Annotated in this window: 17 protein-coding genes and 1 pseudogene; 3 read left to right on the top strand and 15 right to left on the bottom strand. The window is 41.7% G+C overall.

The genetic code is table 11. The features are described 5' to 3' along the window. Positions 1-6: 6 nt before the first annotated feature. From C1A12_RS05840 to C1A12_RS05805, 8 genes are all read right to left on the bottom strand, one after another. A complete protein-coding gene (locus C1A12_RS05840; RefSeq protein WP_101842890.1) occupies positions 7-408 on the bottom strand; it encodes a thioesterase family protein in 402 nt (133 codons plus the stop codon). 26 nt (positions 409-434) lie between these two features. After that, on the bottom strand, positions 435-1,001 hold the full coding sequence (locus C1A12_RS05835) for a TetR/AcrR family transcriptional regulator (protein ID WP_101842889.1): 567 nt from the start codon (positions 999-1,001) through the stop codon (positions 435-437). Positions 1,002-1,102: 101 nt separating this feature from the next. Further along, entirely contained in the window at positions 1,103-2,272 is a 1,170-nt protein-coding gene (locus tag C1A12_RS05830) for a thiolase family protein (protein WP_101842888.1), read from the bottom strand. A gap of 12 nt (positions 2,273-2,284) precedes the next feature. Then, a complete protein-coding gene (locus C1A12_RS05825; RefSeq protein ID WP_101842887.1) occupies positions 2,285-3,058 on the bottom strand; it encodes an SDR family oxidoreductase in 774 nt (257 codons plus the stop codon). A 21-nt stretch (positions 3,059-3,079) separates the two neighbouring features. Then, positions 3,080-3,484 carry a MaoC/PaaZ C-terminal domain-containing protein gene (locus C1A12_RS05820; RefSeq protein WP_101842886.1) on the bottom strand — a complete coding sequence of 135 codons (405 nt, stop codon included), beginning with the start codon at positions 3,482-3,484 and terminating at the stop codon, positions 3,080-3,082. Continuing rightward, positions 3,481-3,930 carry a MaoC family dehydratase N-terminal domain-containing protein gene (locus C1A12_RS05815; RefSeq protein ID WP_101842885.1) on the bottom strand — a complete coding sequence of 150 codons (450 nt, stop codon included), beginning with the start codon at positions 3,928-3,930 and terminating at the stop codon, positions 3,481-3,483. The genes C1A12_RS05820 and C1A12_RS05815 overlap by 4 nt, the downstream gene beginning before the upstream one ends. A 14-nt stretch (positions 3,931-3,944) precedes the next feature. After that, positions 3,945-4,709: a 3-oxoacyl-ACP reductase FabG gene (gene fabG / locus C1A12_RS05810; protein ID WP_101842884.1), complete on the bottom strand. Its 765-nt coding sequence runs from the start codon at positions 4,707-4,709 to the stop codon at positions 3,945-3,947. Between the two features lie 24 nt (positions 4,710-4,733). After that, complete coding sequence (locus C1A12_RS05805) at positions 4,734-5,903, bottom strand: acyl-CoA dehydrogenase family protein (protein ID WP_101842883.1); 1,170 nt, start codon at positions 5,901-5,903, stop codon at positions 4,734-4,736. A gap of 233 nt (positions 5,904-6,136) precedes the next feature. Here C1A12_RS05805 and C1A12_RS05800 point away from each other — a divergent pair, with 233 nt between their 5' ends. Both C1A12_RS05800 and C1A12_RS21340 read left to right on the top strand, forming a co-directional pair. Beyond that, the gene (locus C1A12_RS05800) at positions 6,137-7,171 is read left to right on the top strand and encodes an aldose epimerase family protein (protein WP_101842882.1); all 1,035 of its coding nucleotides are present in this window, start codon (positions 6,137-6,139) and stop codon (positions 7,169-7,171) included. 211 nt (positions 7,172-7,382) lie between these two features. After that, positions 7,383-7,599, top strand: a pseudogene (locus C1A12_RS21340) (transposase); the annotation flags it as partial. Positions 7,600-7,672: 73 nt separating this feature from the next. Here C1A12_RS21340 and C1A12_RS21050 read toward each other — a convergent pair. The 4 genes from C1A12_RS21050 to xylA form a co-directional block, all read right to left on the bottom strand. Then, positions 7,673-7,810 carry a hypothetical protein gene (locus tag C1A12_RS21050; RefSeq protein ID WP_159462147.1) on the bottom strand — a complete coding sequence of 46 codons (138 nt, stop codon included), beginning with the start codon at positions 7,808-7,810 and terminating at the stop codon, positions 7,673-7,675. Positions 7,811-8,174: 364 nt separating this feature from the next. Beyond that, on the bottom strand, positions 8,175-9,158 hold the full coding sequence (locus C1A12_RS05795; protein WP_101842881.1) for an aldo/keto reductase: 984 nt from the start codon (positions 9,156-9,158) through the stop codon (positions 8,175-8,177). 64 nt (positions 9,159-9,222) lie between these two features. Next, entirely contained in the window at positions 9,223-10,722 is a 1,500-nt protein-coding gene (gene xylB / locus C1A12_RS05790) for a xylulokinase (RefSeq protein WP_101842880.1), read from the bottom strand. Positions 10,723-10,727: 5 nt separating this feature from the next. After that, positions 10,728-12,053 (bottom strand): xylose isomerase, encoded by a 1,326-nt coding sequence (gene xylA, locus C1A12_RS05785; RefSeq protein WP_101842879.1) that lies wholly within the window; start codon positions 12,051-12,053, stop codon positions 10,728-10,730. Between the two features lie 89 nt (positions 12,054-12,142). Here xylA and C1A12_RS05780 point away from each other — a divergent pair, with 89 nt between their 5' ends. After that, positions 12,143-12,757, top strand: a complete 615-nt coding sequence (locus C1A12_RS05780) for a YesL family protein (RefSeq protein WP_101842878.1) — start codon at positions 12,143-12,145, stop codon at positions 12,755-12,757. Here C1A12_RS05780 and C1A12_RS05775 read toward each other — a convergent pair. The 3 genes from C1A12_RS05775 to C1A12_RS05765 form a co-directional block, all read right to left on the bottom strand. Beyond that, positions 12,754-13,575, bottom strand: a complete 822-nt coding sequence (locus C1A12_RS05775; protein ID WP_101842877.1) for a carbohydrate ABC transporter permease — start codon at positions 13,573-13,575, stop codon at positions 12,754-12,756. The two genes, C1A12_RS05780 and C1A12_RS05775, sit on opposite strands and share 4 nt — an antisense overlap. A gap of 18 nt (positions 13,576-13,593) precedes the next feature. Then, complete coding sequence (locus tag C1A12_RS05770; RefSeq protein WP_101842876.1) at positions 13,594-14,472, bottom strand: carbohydrate ABC transporter permease; 879 nt, start codon at positions 14,470-14,472, stop codon at positions 13,594-13,596. Between the two features lie 64 nt (positions 14,473-14,536). Next, a complete protein-coding gene (locus C1A12_RS05765) occupies positions 14,537-15,835 on the bottom strand; it encodes an extracellular solute-binding protein (RefSeq protein WP_235001541.1) in 1,299 nt (432 codons plus the stop codon). Positions 15,836-15,850: the final 15 nt, after the last annotated feature.

Genomic DNA, 15,850 nt, shown 5'->3' with positions numbered 1-15,850 from the left:
TCCATTCTAACTGGCAACAAGCTGGCCTTCTAATAGCTTCCTGAATTCAGCTGGTATTGGTTCGCTTGTTTGCTCATTGTAATTAAAATAAACGATTGCGGCTCCTGCCGCAGCAATCAACGTGTCTGAATCCTTTACTCTTATCTCGTGTTTAAATTGAAAACTCTTATTTCCTATCTTAGATATCCAGGTAGAGATAACTAATTCCTGATTGTAATAAGCCTGGCTGACAAAGTCACAATGAGTAGAAGCAATTATAAAACGGCCGAAGGTCTGATAGTCCTTCAGAATCGATTGAAAAAACTTCCCCCTGGCCTCTTCTAGATAAATGAAATAACTCGTATTATTCACATGACCAGCCGCATCCGTTTCACAAAAACGGACATTTGTAACAGTTTCATGCTTCATTCCCAGGCCCCTCCTATTAAAACTGGTTATTTCTTAGTAATTCCATTTAAAATCATTTCCAGATAAATGTCGGTCAGTTCCTCATCTGAGACCTCTCCTTCAGGGTTGAACCAGTAGTAACTCCAATTAGTAACTCCTAATATTCCCCGTGTAATCATATCGGTATTTAAGTTTTCCTCAAAGCAGCCTTCTCTCACACCCTCTTCTACAATCCTCTGGACATTTTTTCTAAATAAATCACGTTTCTCCATATTCTGCTTTAAATACTCAGGGGCAAGATTACGCATTTCTCTAAAAAATATTCTTGCACTCTTTTTCTGGCTTTGAATACTGTGGATAATCATATAAATTGTAGCGCGGAGCTTATCTTTACTATCTTTCCCGGGGTCTTTAAGAATCTCTTCTTGATTGTTCAGCAAGTACTCAATATAGCCTAAGTGAATGTCCCTTAGGAGCTGCTGCTTACTTTTGAAATAGTAGTAAAACGTTCCTTTGGTTACTTGAAGCTCTTTTGTAATATCTTCAACTGATGTTTCAGTAAACCCCTTTTCATCAAATAAGTTAATGCCTGATTCAATCAGCCTTTGTCTCATAAAAAAATTCCTCTCATTTAAGTATGTTATAAGTCATTTTATTGATTTTCACGCCTCAACCGGCGCTAAAATTATATCATACCTAAATTGCTTACTAGATGTTAAAAACGCTCAATGATTGTAGCGATTCCCTGACCACCGCCAATACAAGCTGTTATGAGACCATATTTCCCTCCTGACCGAATCAACTCGTAGACGGTCTTCGTCGCAAGAATCGCTCCTGTGGCCCCAAGTGGATGGCCATGAGCAATTGCTCCTCCATTTACATTCACTTTCTTTAAATCCATTTCCAATTCCCGATTACAAGCCAGTACCTGTCCTGCAAAGGCTTCATTTATCTCAATCAAATCGAAATCATCCAACATCAGCCCGGCTTTTTCCATCACTTTTTTCGCAGCCGGAACGGGACCGATTCCCATAATATTCGGGTCTACCCCTGCTACGGCACTTTCTCTCACCACTGCTAAAGGCTTTATTCCTAGTTCATCAGCTTTCTGCCGTGACATTATTACAAGAGCTGAAGCAGCATCATTTAATCCCGAACTATTTCCTGCAGTAACCGTTCCCCCTTCTGTAAATACAGGGTTAAGACTGGCCAGCCCCTCTATGTTTGTCTGTGGACGAGGATGTTCATCTTTATCAAACAGAACAGAATTTCCTTTACGCCTGGATACCGTAACAGCCTTAATCTGTTCTTTAAAACGGTCTTCCTCCATGGCGCGGGCCATTTTCCGTTGACTTTCATACGCAAATTCGTCTTGCTCTTCTCTTGAGATATTATATTTTACGACTAAATTCTCAGCGGTGATTCCCATAGGAGGATCTCCTATATCTTCCGGAGAAAGCTGTGACTTTCGGAAACGAGGTGGCACAGGGCTGAATGCCTTCTCAGGCCGATCCATCAAATAAGGGGCACGACTCATACTCTCTGTACCGCCGGCTACATAAACATCGCCCTCTCCAGCGCGAACAGCCTGGGCTGCCAGATTGACAGCGTTTAATCCCGAACCACACTGGCGGTCAATTGTTAGTCCAGGCAGACTTAAAGAAAGACGAGATTCCAGAGCTGATAATCGTGCTATATTTCCTCCTCCACTTAACACATTACCAAAAATGACGTCATCCACTTGTTCTGGTTCGACTTCTGCACGAACCACACTTTCCTTAATTACTTCGGCTCCAAGTACATGGGCCGGGATAGAAGCAAGCGTCCCTCCCTGCTTTCCTATTGCTGTTCTGACCGCTGATACAATAACTGCTTCTCGACTCATTAGTCCACTCCTTTACATCGCATGGGATCCTCCATCAATTACCATCACATCACCCGTCATATAATCAGATGCTGAAGAAGCAAGAAAAACAGCTGCCCCTTTTAAATCATTTTCCGAACCGAATTTGCGTAAGGGGGTGCTCTTAAGGAAGGCATCTTCCCCTTTTTCAATCAGCACTTTAGACATTTTTGTCGGGAAAAACCCCGGAGCGATAGCGTTTACATAAATTCCCCGAGGTCCCCATTTCACCGCTAAATCTTTTGTGAATGTAAGGACCGCTCCTTTACTTGAATTGTAGCCGATTGTATCCATGTACTCCGGATTTGACCCTTTTAAACCTGCCACTGAAGCAATATTAATTATCTTACCGCCTCCTTGCTTAAGCATGACTTTTCCAACAGCCTGCGACATGAGAAAGGTTCCCGTCACATTAACGTCCATTACCTTCTGCCAGGCGGAAAGCGGCATTTCCTCTGCTTTCGCCCCCCAGGTAGCTCCGCTGTTATTGACTAAGATATCAATAACTCCAAAGCGTTCCGTGGTCTTTCTTACCACATACTCGATATCTTCAGGGTTTGTAATGTCACACTTCAGTGCCATTGTTTCAACTCCGAGCTCTTCCAAACTCTCACTTACTTCCCGGCATGCTTCTTCTTTCCTTGAGCAAACAACTACATTTGCTCCTGATTCGGCAAAGCCTTCTGCAATCTGCTTGCCAAGTCCTCTCCCTCCGCCCGTTACAATGGCTGTTTTGCCTGAGAGGTCGAACAATTGCTTAATATGCATTCCCCTTCCTCCTTTGTCTGATTACGTATACCTGCTAAGGACAACCTTCCCTTTGATTACTGTTTTGTCCTCCTGGTTTACAGCTTTTACGTTAAAATTTATTGTGTTATCGGTATGATCCGTCACCTCCGCTTGAAGAGTCAGTACATCCTCTAAGAAAACCATCCCTTTAAATCGAATTGAGTAATCTTGAATAAACGCTTCTTCATAATAAGGAGTAAAGAGCTTGGCCAGGTTCCCCATCGTCCACATACCGTGTGCAATAATACCAGGCAGACCTGCCTTTTCCGCTTCTTCGTCAATCGTATGAATGGGATTATAATCTCCTGAAGCGCCAGCATATTTAATCAAATCAAGTCTCGTAACAGGAGACAATGTCACTTCAGCCAGAGATTCACCAATCCGCAGTTCGTCTAAAGCATTCACACCCTCATCTCCCTTCGAACGGCTTCTGTAATAATGACTACCTGTTCTTCTGTGAAAATAAGGTTGCCTTCAAGGTCTTCGCCATATCTTTTTAATAATAAAAAGCCCATTTCCCCGCTTTTTCCGTTTCTTTCATAATAATCCTTCACTTCGGAATAACAGAGAATGTCTTCTCCTACTTTTAATGGCCGTTCATAGTGATAAATTTCCTCCCCATGGATTAGACCTTTCTCAGGAAGGTTAAGAGCTCCAATCGTTCCATAATCGAACACTCTTGGAAAAGTAGGAGGAGCAATATTCTGTTTATACCGTGACTGCCGTCCGGTTTCCTCACAAACGTAAATAGGGTGAAGATCCCCGACAGCCTCGGCAAATTTTTTCACAGCTCCTCTTTCAACTGTATTTTTTACTTTCTCCGATCGCTTTCCAATACTGTCAGTTAACATATGACCACCTTCCTTTAATTTTTAGGTCCGCCTGCTACATACATTACCTGCCCGCTGACAAAAGATGATTTTTCATCAGCAAAAAAAGCTACAGCATTAGCAATATCTTCAGGTTTCCCACTTCTCGCAACAGGAATTTTTTCTACGCTGGCCTTTACTAAATCTTCGAATGAAACACCTATACGTTCTGCTGTCTGTTTCGTCATTTCTGTTTCAATAAATCCTGGTGCTACAGCATTGCATGTAATGCCGAACCGCCCAAGTTCTATTGAAAGCGTTTTCGTAAATCCTTGTAAGCCAGCCTTGGCAGTGGCATAATTAGCCTGGCCGCGATTCCCTAAAGCCGAAGTGGAGGAGATATTAATGATGCGGCCATATTTGTTTTCCACCATATATTTCTGTGCGGCCCGGGCAGCATTAAACGATCCTTTTAAATGTACATTCATAACTGTGTCCCAGTCGCCATCCGTCATTTTAAACAGCATGTTGTCCCGAATGACTCCGGCATTATTTACGAGAATATCGATGGATCCGAACCGCTCATGAGCCGATTTCACAGCAGCTTCTACTTCCTCTGCTTCCATCACATCTGCGGCTTGAGTAAACACGTCTATTCCTTTGTCCCTCAGCTCGTGTTCAGCTTCTTGTAACGCTTCCTCATTGATATCGATAATCGCTACTTTGGCTCCTTCTTCGGCAAACCGATCAACAATTCCTCTGCCAATTCCCCGGCTCCCTCCAGTTACAAATGCTGTTCTGTTTTTAAATCTATTTCCCATCGTAATCTTCCCTCCAGTGTAAGATCAACCTATTTTCACATGTCCTTTTAAGAGATTTCTTGAAATGATTAAACGCTGTATTTCATCTGTACCATCGTAAATTCTCCACAGTCTGGCTTCTCGATACCATCGTTCAATCGGGAGCTCTCTCGTATAACCCATTCCGCCATGAATTTGTAAAACACGGTCAACTACGCGATTGCCCATGTTCGCTCCATATAACTTCGCCATGGAAGCTGCATGACGGTTATCTTCTCCTTGATCGAGGGTAAATGCGGCGTTAAGTACAAGCCATTTAGCTGCTTCAATTTCAACAGCTGAATCTGCGATCTGCCATTGGATCGCCTGTCTGGTCGATATCGGCTTCCCGAAGGTTTCCCGCTCCTTGGAGTAATCGACCGCCATTTTTAATAGACGTTCAGCAGCCCCGACCGCCCGCGCCCCTACAATCCATCTAGCGAAACCGATCCATTCTAACCCAAGGTCGTAACCTCCATTTACTTCCCCTAATATATTTCTCTCAGGAACCCGGACATCGTCAAATACAATCGCGGCAGGTCCCCACTCGCCCATCGTATGAATATATTCCGATTTCCATCCCATCTCTCGATCAACGATAAAACAAGTTACTCCTCTTCGTCCTCCTGATTCCTCGTGCATCTCCTTATCCGTAATCGCCACGACCATGACGAAGTCGGCTTCATTTCCACCCGTAATAAAGGTTTTTTCCCCGTTTAACACCCATTCACCCCCATCTTTCACTGCTGTCATTTTAAGATTCCGGGTGTCAGACCCTGCTCCGGGTTCTGTCATGGCAAAACATGATTTTTTCTCTCCATTTATTGTAGGCAATAAATATTCTTGTTTTTGGCTTTCATTGCCATAATATAAAATATTGTCTGCTGATCCTCCAAATTGAAAAGGCACGAATGTCTTAGATACTTCCATTAAAACGATCGCCATCATCATTTGTCCTAAATCAGCACCGCCATATTCTTCTGGTGTGTTAATTCCCCAGAATCCCGCTTCCTTCGCTTTCAGCTGAAGCTCTTGCAGCTGCTCTGGAGGAAGACTCGGTTTCCCTTCTCTTTCATTTCGGAGCACGTCGTTTTCTAAAGGAATTAATTCTTTTTCTACGAACTTACGTATAGTTTCCTGTACCATTTGCTGTTCATCAGTTAACCGTAAATGCATACAACGACCTCATTCCTTATTGATTTCTTCAACTTTAAGTCAAAGAGACAACTGCTTACATACTAACTAGTTAGTATGTCATATTACCATACTATTTCAAAATTTCTGAAAAAACAACCATAAATTTACTCTGTTAAAACTAAATTTGTTGAATTCCTGGTAGATGATTACCTATCTATTACTTTTTTTATATATAATAGAGGAAACTAGTAAAATATACGGAGGGATGTAAAATGAACATAAAAGAAGATCATTTATCTAACGACTTTAAAACCTTCACCTTCTCCAACAGTCACGGAATGTCAGTTCAAGCTTTAAATCAGGGAGGGATCATTACTGAAATAAATGTGCCTGACCAAACGGGAACAATAGAAAATGTTGTACTTTCCTATCAAGATTACGAGGATTACATAGAAGACCCTAACTATTTTGGAGCAATTATAGGAAGAGTAGCCGGGAGAATTGAAGCAGCATCTTTTCAGATAAACGGCGAAGAATTTCAATTGGACCAAAATGATGGTGTAAACTCTCTACACGGAGGAAACAGGGGATTTCATACGAAGAAGTGGGACGCTTCTCCCTTCCAAACAGAGGACTCAGCAGGAGTTGTGTTTACTTATCGAAGTCCTCACCTGGAAGGCGGGTACCCGGGTAATATTACAGCTGCAGTCACCTATACCCTGAATAATAATAACCAGCTTATCATCGACTACAGTGCGGTAAGTGACCACGATACTCCCATTACACTGACTAATCACAGCTACTTTAATTTAAGCGGGAATATGCAACGTACTATTGGGAATCACGAGGTGCAAATAAACAGTGACGGATTCGTCGAGCTAGATGAAAACCTTATACCAACCGGAAAGATATTGGATGTTGGCAACACGGTGTTTGACTTACGAAAAAGTGCCCCGCTCGAACCACTTCTTCATTCCAGTGATAAACAAATACAACTGGCTAACGGCGGTTTTGACCATTATTTCCTTTTGAATCCAAACAGTAACAAACATGCTGTTGTAAAAGATGAAGAGAGTGGTCGAATACTTGAGCTTCAAACCAATCAACAAGGACTGGTTTTCTACACGGGAAACAATTTAACAGATGGACGTAAATTAGCTCATTCTCAATGGAAAAAACATTTAGGTTTATGTCTTGAAACTCAAGCTTCACCTGCCTCCCTTCATCATGATGGTTTTCCCTCGGTCTGTTTAAAGGCAGGAGAAACCTATGAAAGACAAACCATTTTCACATTTAAAACGATGTAAAAATGACAGGATTTTACTCGAGGCCATTGAATAAGTCCTTTCTGCTTTTAAAGTTTGTTGTTGCTTCTCACGAATTGCTTATCGGGGCCTTAACAGAGGTAAAACGAAAAAGAGTGATTTTAAAAGGGAGGGATTGGATGTTAGACCGACAATTATCCATGAACTCCAGTCCATTTGAGGGACTATAATTCCGTTTCCATAAAATCAGGATCACCAAAACCAACCAGCATTCCAGAACAGCGAATCCTTTAAAGAAAAAGCAAAAGAACGATATAAAATTGAAATTGAAGCGAAGAATAGCGAGTTGAAGCATAGACACGGATATGAGACTGCCTCATCTCCGGGTCTCCCGAGGCATGCGTGTACAAGGAGCGGTGGCGGTATTCACCGTTAATCTAAAGAGAATGATGAAGCTCATGGAGAAATAAGAGGGGAAGTACTTTTTAATATCAAAAGATAGAGGCGTGTTGAACGATTGCTTCGTTCAACACGCCTCTATTTTTACACTTCACTTGAAATCGTGCCGTTCTTCAGTGGCCACGATTTTACTACTGTCTTTTTCTTCAGACTGTCGAGAAAATGGACATTCTTTTTTAGTTCAAGGAAATCATAAAATTCCAAACTGTGGATAATTTTCATTGTAGAGCAGCATCCTGCTCAGTGCCCAAACACTTGCTACATAAGTAATACGACCTGTGGAGGGGAAAACCACCTTCATCCGGTCGTTTTGCCTGCTTTTAGCAGTTATCCGGGAAAACGGGCTCTACTTGGTTTCTGGTCTTGCAGAAGTCTACATACATTTATTTCAAAACGCTAAACGTCTTTGTTGCTGAATTAAGCTTAAAATCATAAACCTGCATGAAAACAGCCTATAATAATCAATTAGTCACGGTACCATACCCTTCGTTAGGAGGAGACTGTCCCTTCATCAGCGGAAGATTGATATCGGCACAACAATTTTACAGCGCCCCAGGTCAATTGAAAACTAAGTACGCTTATTTAATTAATAAGCACCACGAACATGGCTGTGAACTTCATCCTTGTAAAACGCCCGCAGCAGTTCTTCTTCCCCAGCAGAGAAACCTTTTACTGCGAGCGCCTTCAGGTTATCCTCTACTTGCTGCTCATTACGGAAACCTGGTATGACACTGGTGACACCTTTTTGCTGCATTATCCATTTTAAAGAAGCCTGTGTCATGTTTCCACGATCCTTTGCTATCCAATTTAACTTCCGGCTTAATTCTACTCCCTTATTAAATTCTAAGCCGCCAAACGTCTCTCCCACATTAAAAGCAGCACCTTCCTGATTAAAGTGACGATGATCATCTGTGTCAAATGTATGATTCTGGTTGAATTTCCCTGTTAGTAAGCCGCTCGCAAGCGGTACTCGAGCAAGAATTCCTGTTTCTTTTTCTATTGCTTTAGGAAATAGCTCGTCCAATGGTTTTTGTCTAAATAAGTTAAAGATAACCTGCAATGCACTTGCATCTGTATGTTCCAGCACATATAAACCTTCTTCGACCGTTTCAACACTTACCCCGTAATATCTTATCTTGCCCTGCTGCTTCAAATTCTCAAGCACGTCAAATACCGATCCCTCTTTGAGCACACTTAGAGGGGGACAATGAATTTGATATAAGTCCACATATTCCCGGTTTAATCGTCTTAGGCTCTCCTCTAAATATTCAGAAACCTGTTCCATTGAATAAGTAGCCAGGTCCTCAATATCACCTTGACGGCAAAATTTTGTGGCAATTTTCACTTCATGTTCTTTTCCTTGAGTTGCTTCAGCCAGCAGCTCTTCACTGTGCCCCATTCCATATACATCAGCGGTATCAAAGAAATTGACACCCGCATCCATGGCCCTATGGAGACCTGCGAGCGCAGCACGATCATCCGTCTTCCCCCAGCTGCCGCCGATTGCCCATGTCCCAAAGCTTAATTCACTAATTTTTAAATCTGTCTTGCCTAATTGATTGTATTTCATTTATTGGACCTCCTTAAGCATATAAAAGGTTACCCTGTCCCTCCGGCCAGAGTAACCTATACGATTATTTTCTGTAATAAGACAGTCGCTCATTTAATGACTTCGTCTGAGCATATACATCCTGATAGATTGGGAATAACTCTGCGTATTGTCCTGCTTTATTCGGTTCAGGTTTAAAGGAACGCTCAACTTCTACAAAAGCCTCAGCGCAGGTCTGAAGAGAATCAAACCATTCGCAGCCATAGGCAGCCAGCATCGCGGCTCCCATTCCCGGACCTTGTTCACTTGATAATTTAATAATTTCAGCGTTAAAAATATCAGCCTGCATTTGCAGCCAGTATTCATTCTTAGTACCTCCGCCGGTAGAAATCACCTGATTAATCGTTTTTCCATTATTACGGAAGATTTCGATTGATTCATTTAATGAATACGTAATTCCTTCCATCACGGCATGTACAAATTCTTTGCGAGTATGGGAACTGTCCATCCCTATGAAGCTTCCCCGAATAGTTGAATCGGCATGCGGAGTCCTTTCTCCTGCCACGTAAGGCGTAAACATCAATCCATTTGAACCTGCCGGAACCGTTTCCACCTGGTTAAGTAACTGCTCAAAAGATTCTCCATTGGCAAAAACCTCCTTAAACCAGCTCAAACTATAGCCGGCTGCAAGTGTGACACCCATTGTATAATAAGCATCTTTTGCTCCATGGTTAAAATAGTGAACCTGCCCGCCGAAATCTTTTTCGTTGCTCGATTCATAAGATAACACAACTCCGGATGTGCCAATGCTGCAAAGCGTCTTTCCTTCTTCCAGTATTCCGGATCCAACTGCTCCGCAGGCATTATCTGCTCCACCCGCAAAAACTTTAACTGACGCAGAAAGCCCGGTTTGTAAAGCGATATCCGGTAATACATGTCCTGTTTGATCGGTAGAAGCTACTAATGGAGGACAAAGATTAATGTCAATTCCTAATTTTTCACAAATCTCTCCGCTCCAGTTATTGGCTCCCAGATCAAGTAAAAGCGTCCCGGCTGCGTCAGAATAATCCATCGCTAATTCACCTGTTAAGTGATAGCGTACATAATCTTTCGGTAAGACAAATGACCTCGCTCGGTTAAAAAGCTCAGGTTCATGTTCTTTTACCCAGAGGATTTTCGGTAACGTAAATCCTTCCAGGGCTGGATTTTTCGTGATTTCTAACAGCTGTTTTTCGCCTACCATATCATAAATCTTTTTACACTGGGCAGTGGTCCGTGTATCATTCCAAAGTATCGCTTTTCTTAATGGCTCATTTTCTTCATCTAATAGAACCAGTCCGTGCATCTGGCCTGAGAAACTCAAACCTTCAATTTCGTCTTTAGATGCTGGACCTTTTTCTACTAATTCTTTTAAACCTGTCTTCGTCTGTACTACCCATTCTTCCGGATCTTGTTCGCTGTAACCATTTTTCTCCTGAATTAAAGGATATGATTTAGAAACCTCATAATGAATAGTACCCTTTCGGTCTACCAGCAGTAGTTTTACAGCACTTGTACCTAAATCAACTCCAATAACATAACTCATCCTGACTACTCCCCTGCGTAAGCTTTTAGTAAATATTGGTTTAGAACAGATTTAATTCTCTCAAGCTGTCCGGATTGCTGAGGAATCTCCTTTAATTGAAGAGCATGTTCTTCTAGTTTATGAAAATCAGTTCTGCCATCAACAATATCCTTGCCAATTCCTTCATTAAAGCTGCTGTAGCGTTCTTCAATAATGTTTTCCAGTGCACGGTCATCCAGCAGCTTCTGTGCCACTTTAAGGCCGACTGCAAAACTGTCCATGCCTGCAATGTGAGCGTGGAATAAGTCTTCAGGTGCAAATGATCCACGTCTTACTTTGGCATCGAAGTTCAGGCCGCCTCGACCCAGTCCCCCATTTTTGATAATCTCATACATGGCCAGAGTGGTCGCGTAAAGATCCGTCGGGAACTCATCGGTGTCCCATCCGAGAAGAGGGTGGCCCTGATTAGCGTCCACAGACCCCAGTAAACCATTGACCCTGGCATAATGTAATTCATGTTCGAATGTGTGCCCGGCTAGCGTTGCATGGTTGGCTTCGATATTAAATTTAAACTGGTTCTGCAGTCCGTATTTTTGTAAGAAAGCATAGCCAGACGCTACATCAAAGTCATATTGATGCGAAGTCGGTTCTTTAGGCTTTGGCTCAATTAAGAATTGGGCATCAAAACCAATTTCTTTCGCATAATCCACAGCCATATTGAAAAATCGCCCTAAGTTATCCAGCTCTAATCCCATATCTGTGTTTAACAGCGTTTCATAACCTTCACGTCCGCCCCAGAACACATAGTTTTCAGCGCCTAGTTCTTTACCAATTTCCAACCCTTTCTTCACCTTAGCCGCAGCATATGCATATACGTCAGCACTATTTGATGAAGCAGCTCCGTGAACAAAGCGAGGATGAGTAAAGTTATTCACCGTATTCCATAGCAGCTTCGTCTTGCTGTCTTTCATGTAATCTTTTATCATAGCGGTGATCTCATCTAGATTCTCATTAGACTCTTTTAAACTGCTTCCTTCTGGAGCGATATCTACATCATGAAAACAGAAATAAGGAACATTCAGCTTTTCAAAAAATTCAAAAGCAGCTTCTACCCGTGCTTTTGCAAGATCCATACCGTTGTATTGGTCCCATGGCCGGACAGCTGTCCCTACCCCAAATGGATCGGATAAGTCTTCAGTGAACGTATGCCAGTAGGCCACCCCAAACCGTAAATACTCTTCCATTGTTTTTCCACCAATAATTTCTTCCGGATTGTAAAATTTAAAAGCAAATGGATTCGTAGAGTCAGAACCTTCGTATTTAATTTTATCAATGTTAGTAAAATAAGCCATGCTAATTCCTCCTAAGTATTTGTTCTCCACTTTGTATTTCTTGTATAATGAATTTTGTCTAATCAATAAACAAAGTTGGGAGTAAGTTTATGAATCTATTTTCAAGTCAGCTGTATAAAATAATGGAATGGATTACGCGATTTGCTTATCTCCAGCTATTATGGATTTTGTTTACACTAGCCGGAGTCACCATTGCTGGTATATTTCCAGCTACAGCTGCCCTCTTCTCAATCATGCGCGACTGGCTGAAGGGTAAAAGAGAAGTTCGATTGTTTTCTGCCTTTTCCACCTATTTCAAAGCTGAGTTTTGGAAAAGTAACTTATTGGGACTGGTGCTCTTGTTCATTACAGCGTTAATGGGCATCGATTTATATTTTATTCAAGAATATCTGGGGCAAAGCTTCAGCTGGCTCTATATACCCTGGTTTGCCTTGCTTATCACCTTTTCTTTGTTTCTTAGCTACGTCTTTCCTGTTTTCGTTTACTACGATGTGAGAATTGGCAGGGTACTGAAACATTCACTTTTAATTATGCTGATCAGCCCTATTCAAAGTGTCACTATGATGCTCTCAATCTCCATGCTGTGCGTACTAATGTGGCTTGTTCCTGCTCTCGGTTTTATTTTTGGAGCTCCTGCCGCAGCATTTATTATGATGTGGGCCGGCCTTCATGCTTTTTACAGGGTTGACCAAAAAGCTGGTTAACCTTTAACAGCGCTAGAAGAAATCCCCTCTACCACTTTGTTGCTGAAGAAAATAAACGCAAGCAGTATCGGAAGTAAGCTGATAATGAGGGTGGCCCCAATTGCTCCCCAGTCTGTCATGTACTGCCCGATGAAATTCTGAATGCCAACCGTTAATGTTTTATAACCATCAGAGCTGATAAAAGTGTTAACAAACACAAACTCGTTCCAGTTATAAATCATATTAATGATTACGATTGTTGAGAGAACTGGAGTTGTCATCGGCAGAATGATGCGAAAAAACATTCTATGAATTGAACAGCCGTCTATCACAGCAGCTTCCTCAATTTCACGAGGCAGCGTGTAGTAAAAACCAAGTAAAATCATCATCGTAATGGGTAAGTTATACGCTGTATAAGTGATGACAATCGACCAGGGATTGTCTATTAGATTTACGTTTAAAAACATGCTGAACAACGGAATGATAGCTGAATGAATAGGGATCATCAATCCAACCATAAACAATCCAAGCACCAACTTACTTAATTTCCACTGCATACGAGTGATTGCGAAGGTCGCCATGCTGGCCAGCAAAGAAGTTAAAATGATTGAAACCACCGTAATCCATACACTATTCCAGAAATAGGTGCCAATTCCTCCTTCCCAAACCGTCAAGTAGTTCTCCCATCTCCATTCAGACGGCAAGGCAAAGGGAGATCCAGCGAAGATTTCCCTGTTTGATTTAAGAGAGAAAAGAAAGAGCCAGATAATTGGCAGGATTTGAAACAATGCCACCAATCCTAAACAAATGTAGAGAATAAGATAGCCAAGTCTGTTCATGTGTCTCCCTCCTTATATTTAGTATTGTAATTCTTCTTCGTCTGCTGTTAGTTTCCTAACGATTACTGTCACTATCAATGTAATAATAAGTAACAAGAAACCGATGGCGCTTCCGTAGCCAAAATCATTCGTACTGAATGCAAGTTTGTACATATACGAAGCCATAACTTCACTTGCCCCGTTCGGACCGCCGCCGGTCATTACATAAATAAGGTCAAAGTATTTCAGTGAACCTACTATAGCCAACACAACCGTTACCTTAACAACCCCTTTAATTAAAGGAAGCTTAATTTTATAAGCAATTTGTATAGGAGTAGCGCCATCAATTCGGGCGGCTTCTATTAAAGATTCTGGTATGTTTTTTAGGGCTGCATAGTATATAAGAATGTAAAAACCAGCATATTGCCAGAGAATGGGTATGAATATCGCATATAAAACGATATCTGGGTCTGAAAGCCAATTTGGCGGGGTCTCCACGCCAATGGCTAAAAGGAGCTGGTTTAATACCCCGTTCTGAGGGTTAAACACCTTGATCCAGAGCTGTGCAATTGCTACTGATGACAGAAGCATAGGAATTAAGTAAATCTTCCTCAGCAAATCCGAACCTTTAATTTTCGATGCAAGAATCATAGAAATTGCTAAGTAGACTCCTAGACTTAAGGTAGAAAAAACAGCTAGCAACGAAGAATGCCAGGCACTATCCCAAAACTTCACATCCTGAACAGCGTTTATATAATTTTCTAAACCGATGAATTCCATCGTACCTATACCATCCCAGTCCATTAACCCGTAATAAGCAGTTAGAATCAAAGGAATAAATATTAGAATTCCAATTAAAATTAAAGCTGGCAGTATATAAATAGCAATCATCCATTTATTTGACATTACTTTATTCATAATATCCCCCCCTTAATTTTATAAAGGGCAATCATAAGATCGGATTGCCCTTCTTTTTTACTTGTTATTCTTCTTCCGACAACGCCTCTTCATGGGCTTCGGCAAAATCCTCCGGTGTTATTTCATTCCCAAACAACGCCTGGATTTGATCCAGGTGAACGTCTGCAGCGTCTGAGCTCATTTGCACATCTGCGAACAGTGTAATATTGCTGGCGTTGTTAAGATCATTCAACACTTCAACATACATATCAGGTAAATCTAAAGATTCTGGATCGACTTTACTAGCCGGAATTACTCCAGCTTCAGTGACTGACTTTTCTCCCCATTGTTCTACGAAGAATGAGGCGAAGTCTTTAGCTTCTTCTTTAACCTCTGAGTTTTCCGATACAAAAAGACCAACACCGGGGCCGCCTACGTAACTATCCATGTCCCCTTCCCCTTCAACTGTTGGAAAATCAAAATATCCTACAGAATCTCTGAACTCTTGAGGAACATCTTCATTCGTAGTATAGTTTGGCAGGTCCCAAGTAGCTATTAAATACATCGCTGCCTGTTCGTTCATAAACATACTTTTCGCTTCTTCGTCTGAAAGGCCGTTAAATCCACTGTTAAACGCATCCATATCTACAAGATTCTGAACTTCCTCCGCCGCTTGTGTTAACTCAGGGGAAGTAAAGGACCCATCTCCTTCAATCGCTTCAGTCAATGCTCCTGGTCCTGCAATACGATCAGCAAAATACATATACCAGAGAGAACCTGTCCAGCGATCTTTGTTTCCTAAGGCTATTGGAGTTTCCCCATTTTCCGCCAGTGTCTGTATTACTTCTTGAAATTCTTCATATGTTTCAGGCTCTTCAAGTCCATACTCATCAAAAATAGTCTTATTATAGAATACATTTGCCGTATTTAATTCCAAAGGCAATCCGTAAGTCGTTCCATCAACGGAATAAGCCTCTGTCGTTCCTTCTACAAATGTATCCTCAAGATCCCCCTCGACGATGTCATCAAGAGAGGCAAACTTACCCCCCTCTACATATGGCTCCATAAATCCCGCAGCCCATGTCATTCCCACATCTGGTAATTCATCGGATGTGGATAAAACTTGTAACTTATCCTTATACTGTTCATTACTAAGTACTTCTAAATCAATAGTTACTCCATCGTTTTCTTCTTCAAAATCAGCTATGATATCTTTTACAATTCTGTTGTGTTCAGCTGAACTTCCTTCAGGCCAAAGATGCATAAACTTAACTGTTTCTCCATCTCCAGAATCGCCGCTTCCTGTCTCTTCATCTCCACACCCCGCCACAAATAAGCCTAACGTTAGAAACATCACCAATAATGTAACCGCTTTCTTACTCATGTAAGCTCTCCCCTT

This window comes from Halobacillus sp. Marseille-P3879 (assembly GCF_900240285.1).
Taxonomy (GTDB): Bacteria; Bacillota; Bacilli; order Bacillales; family Halobacillaceae; genus Halobacillus_A.
Note: the sequence above shows the minus strand (reverse complement) of the source record. Positions and strands in the feature narration are given on the sequence as shown.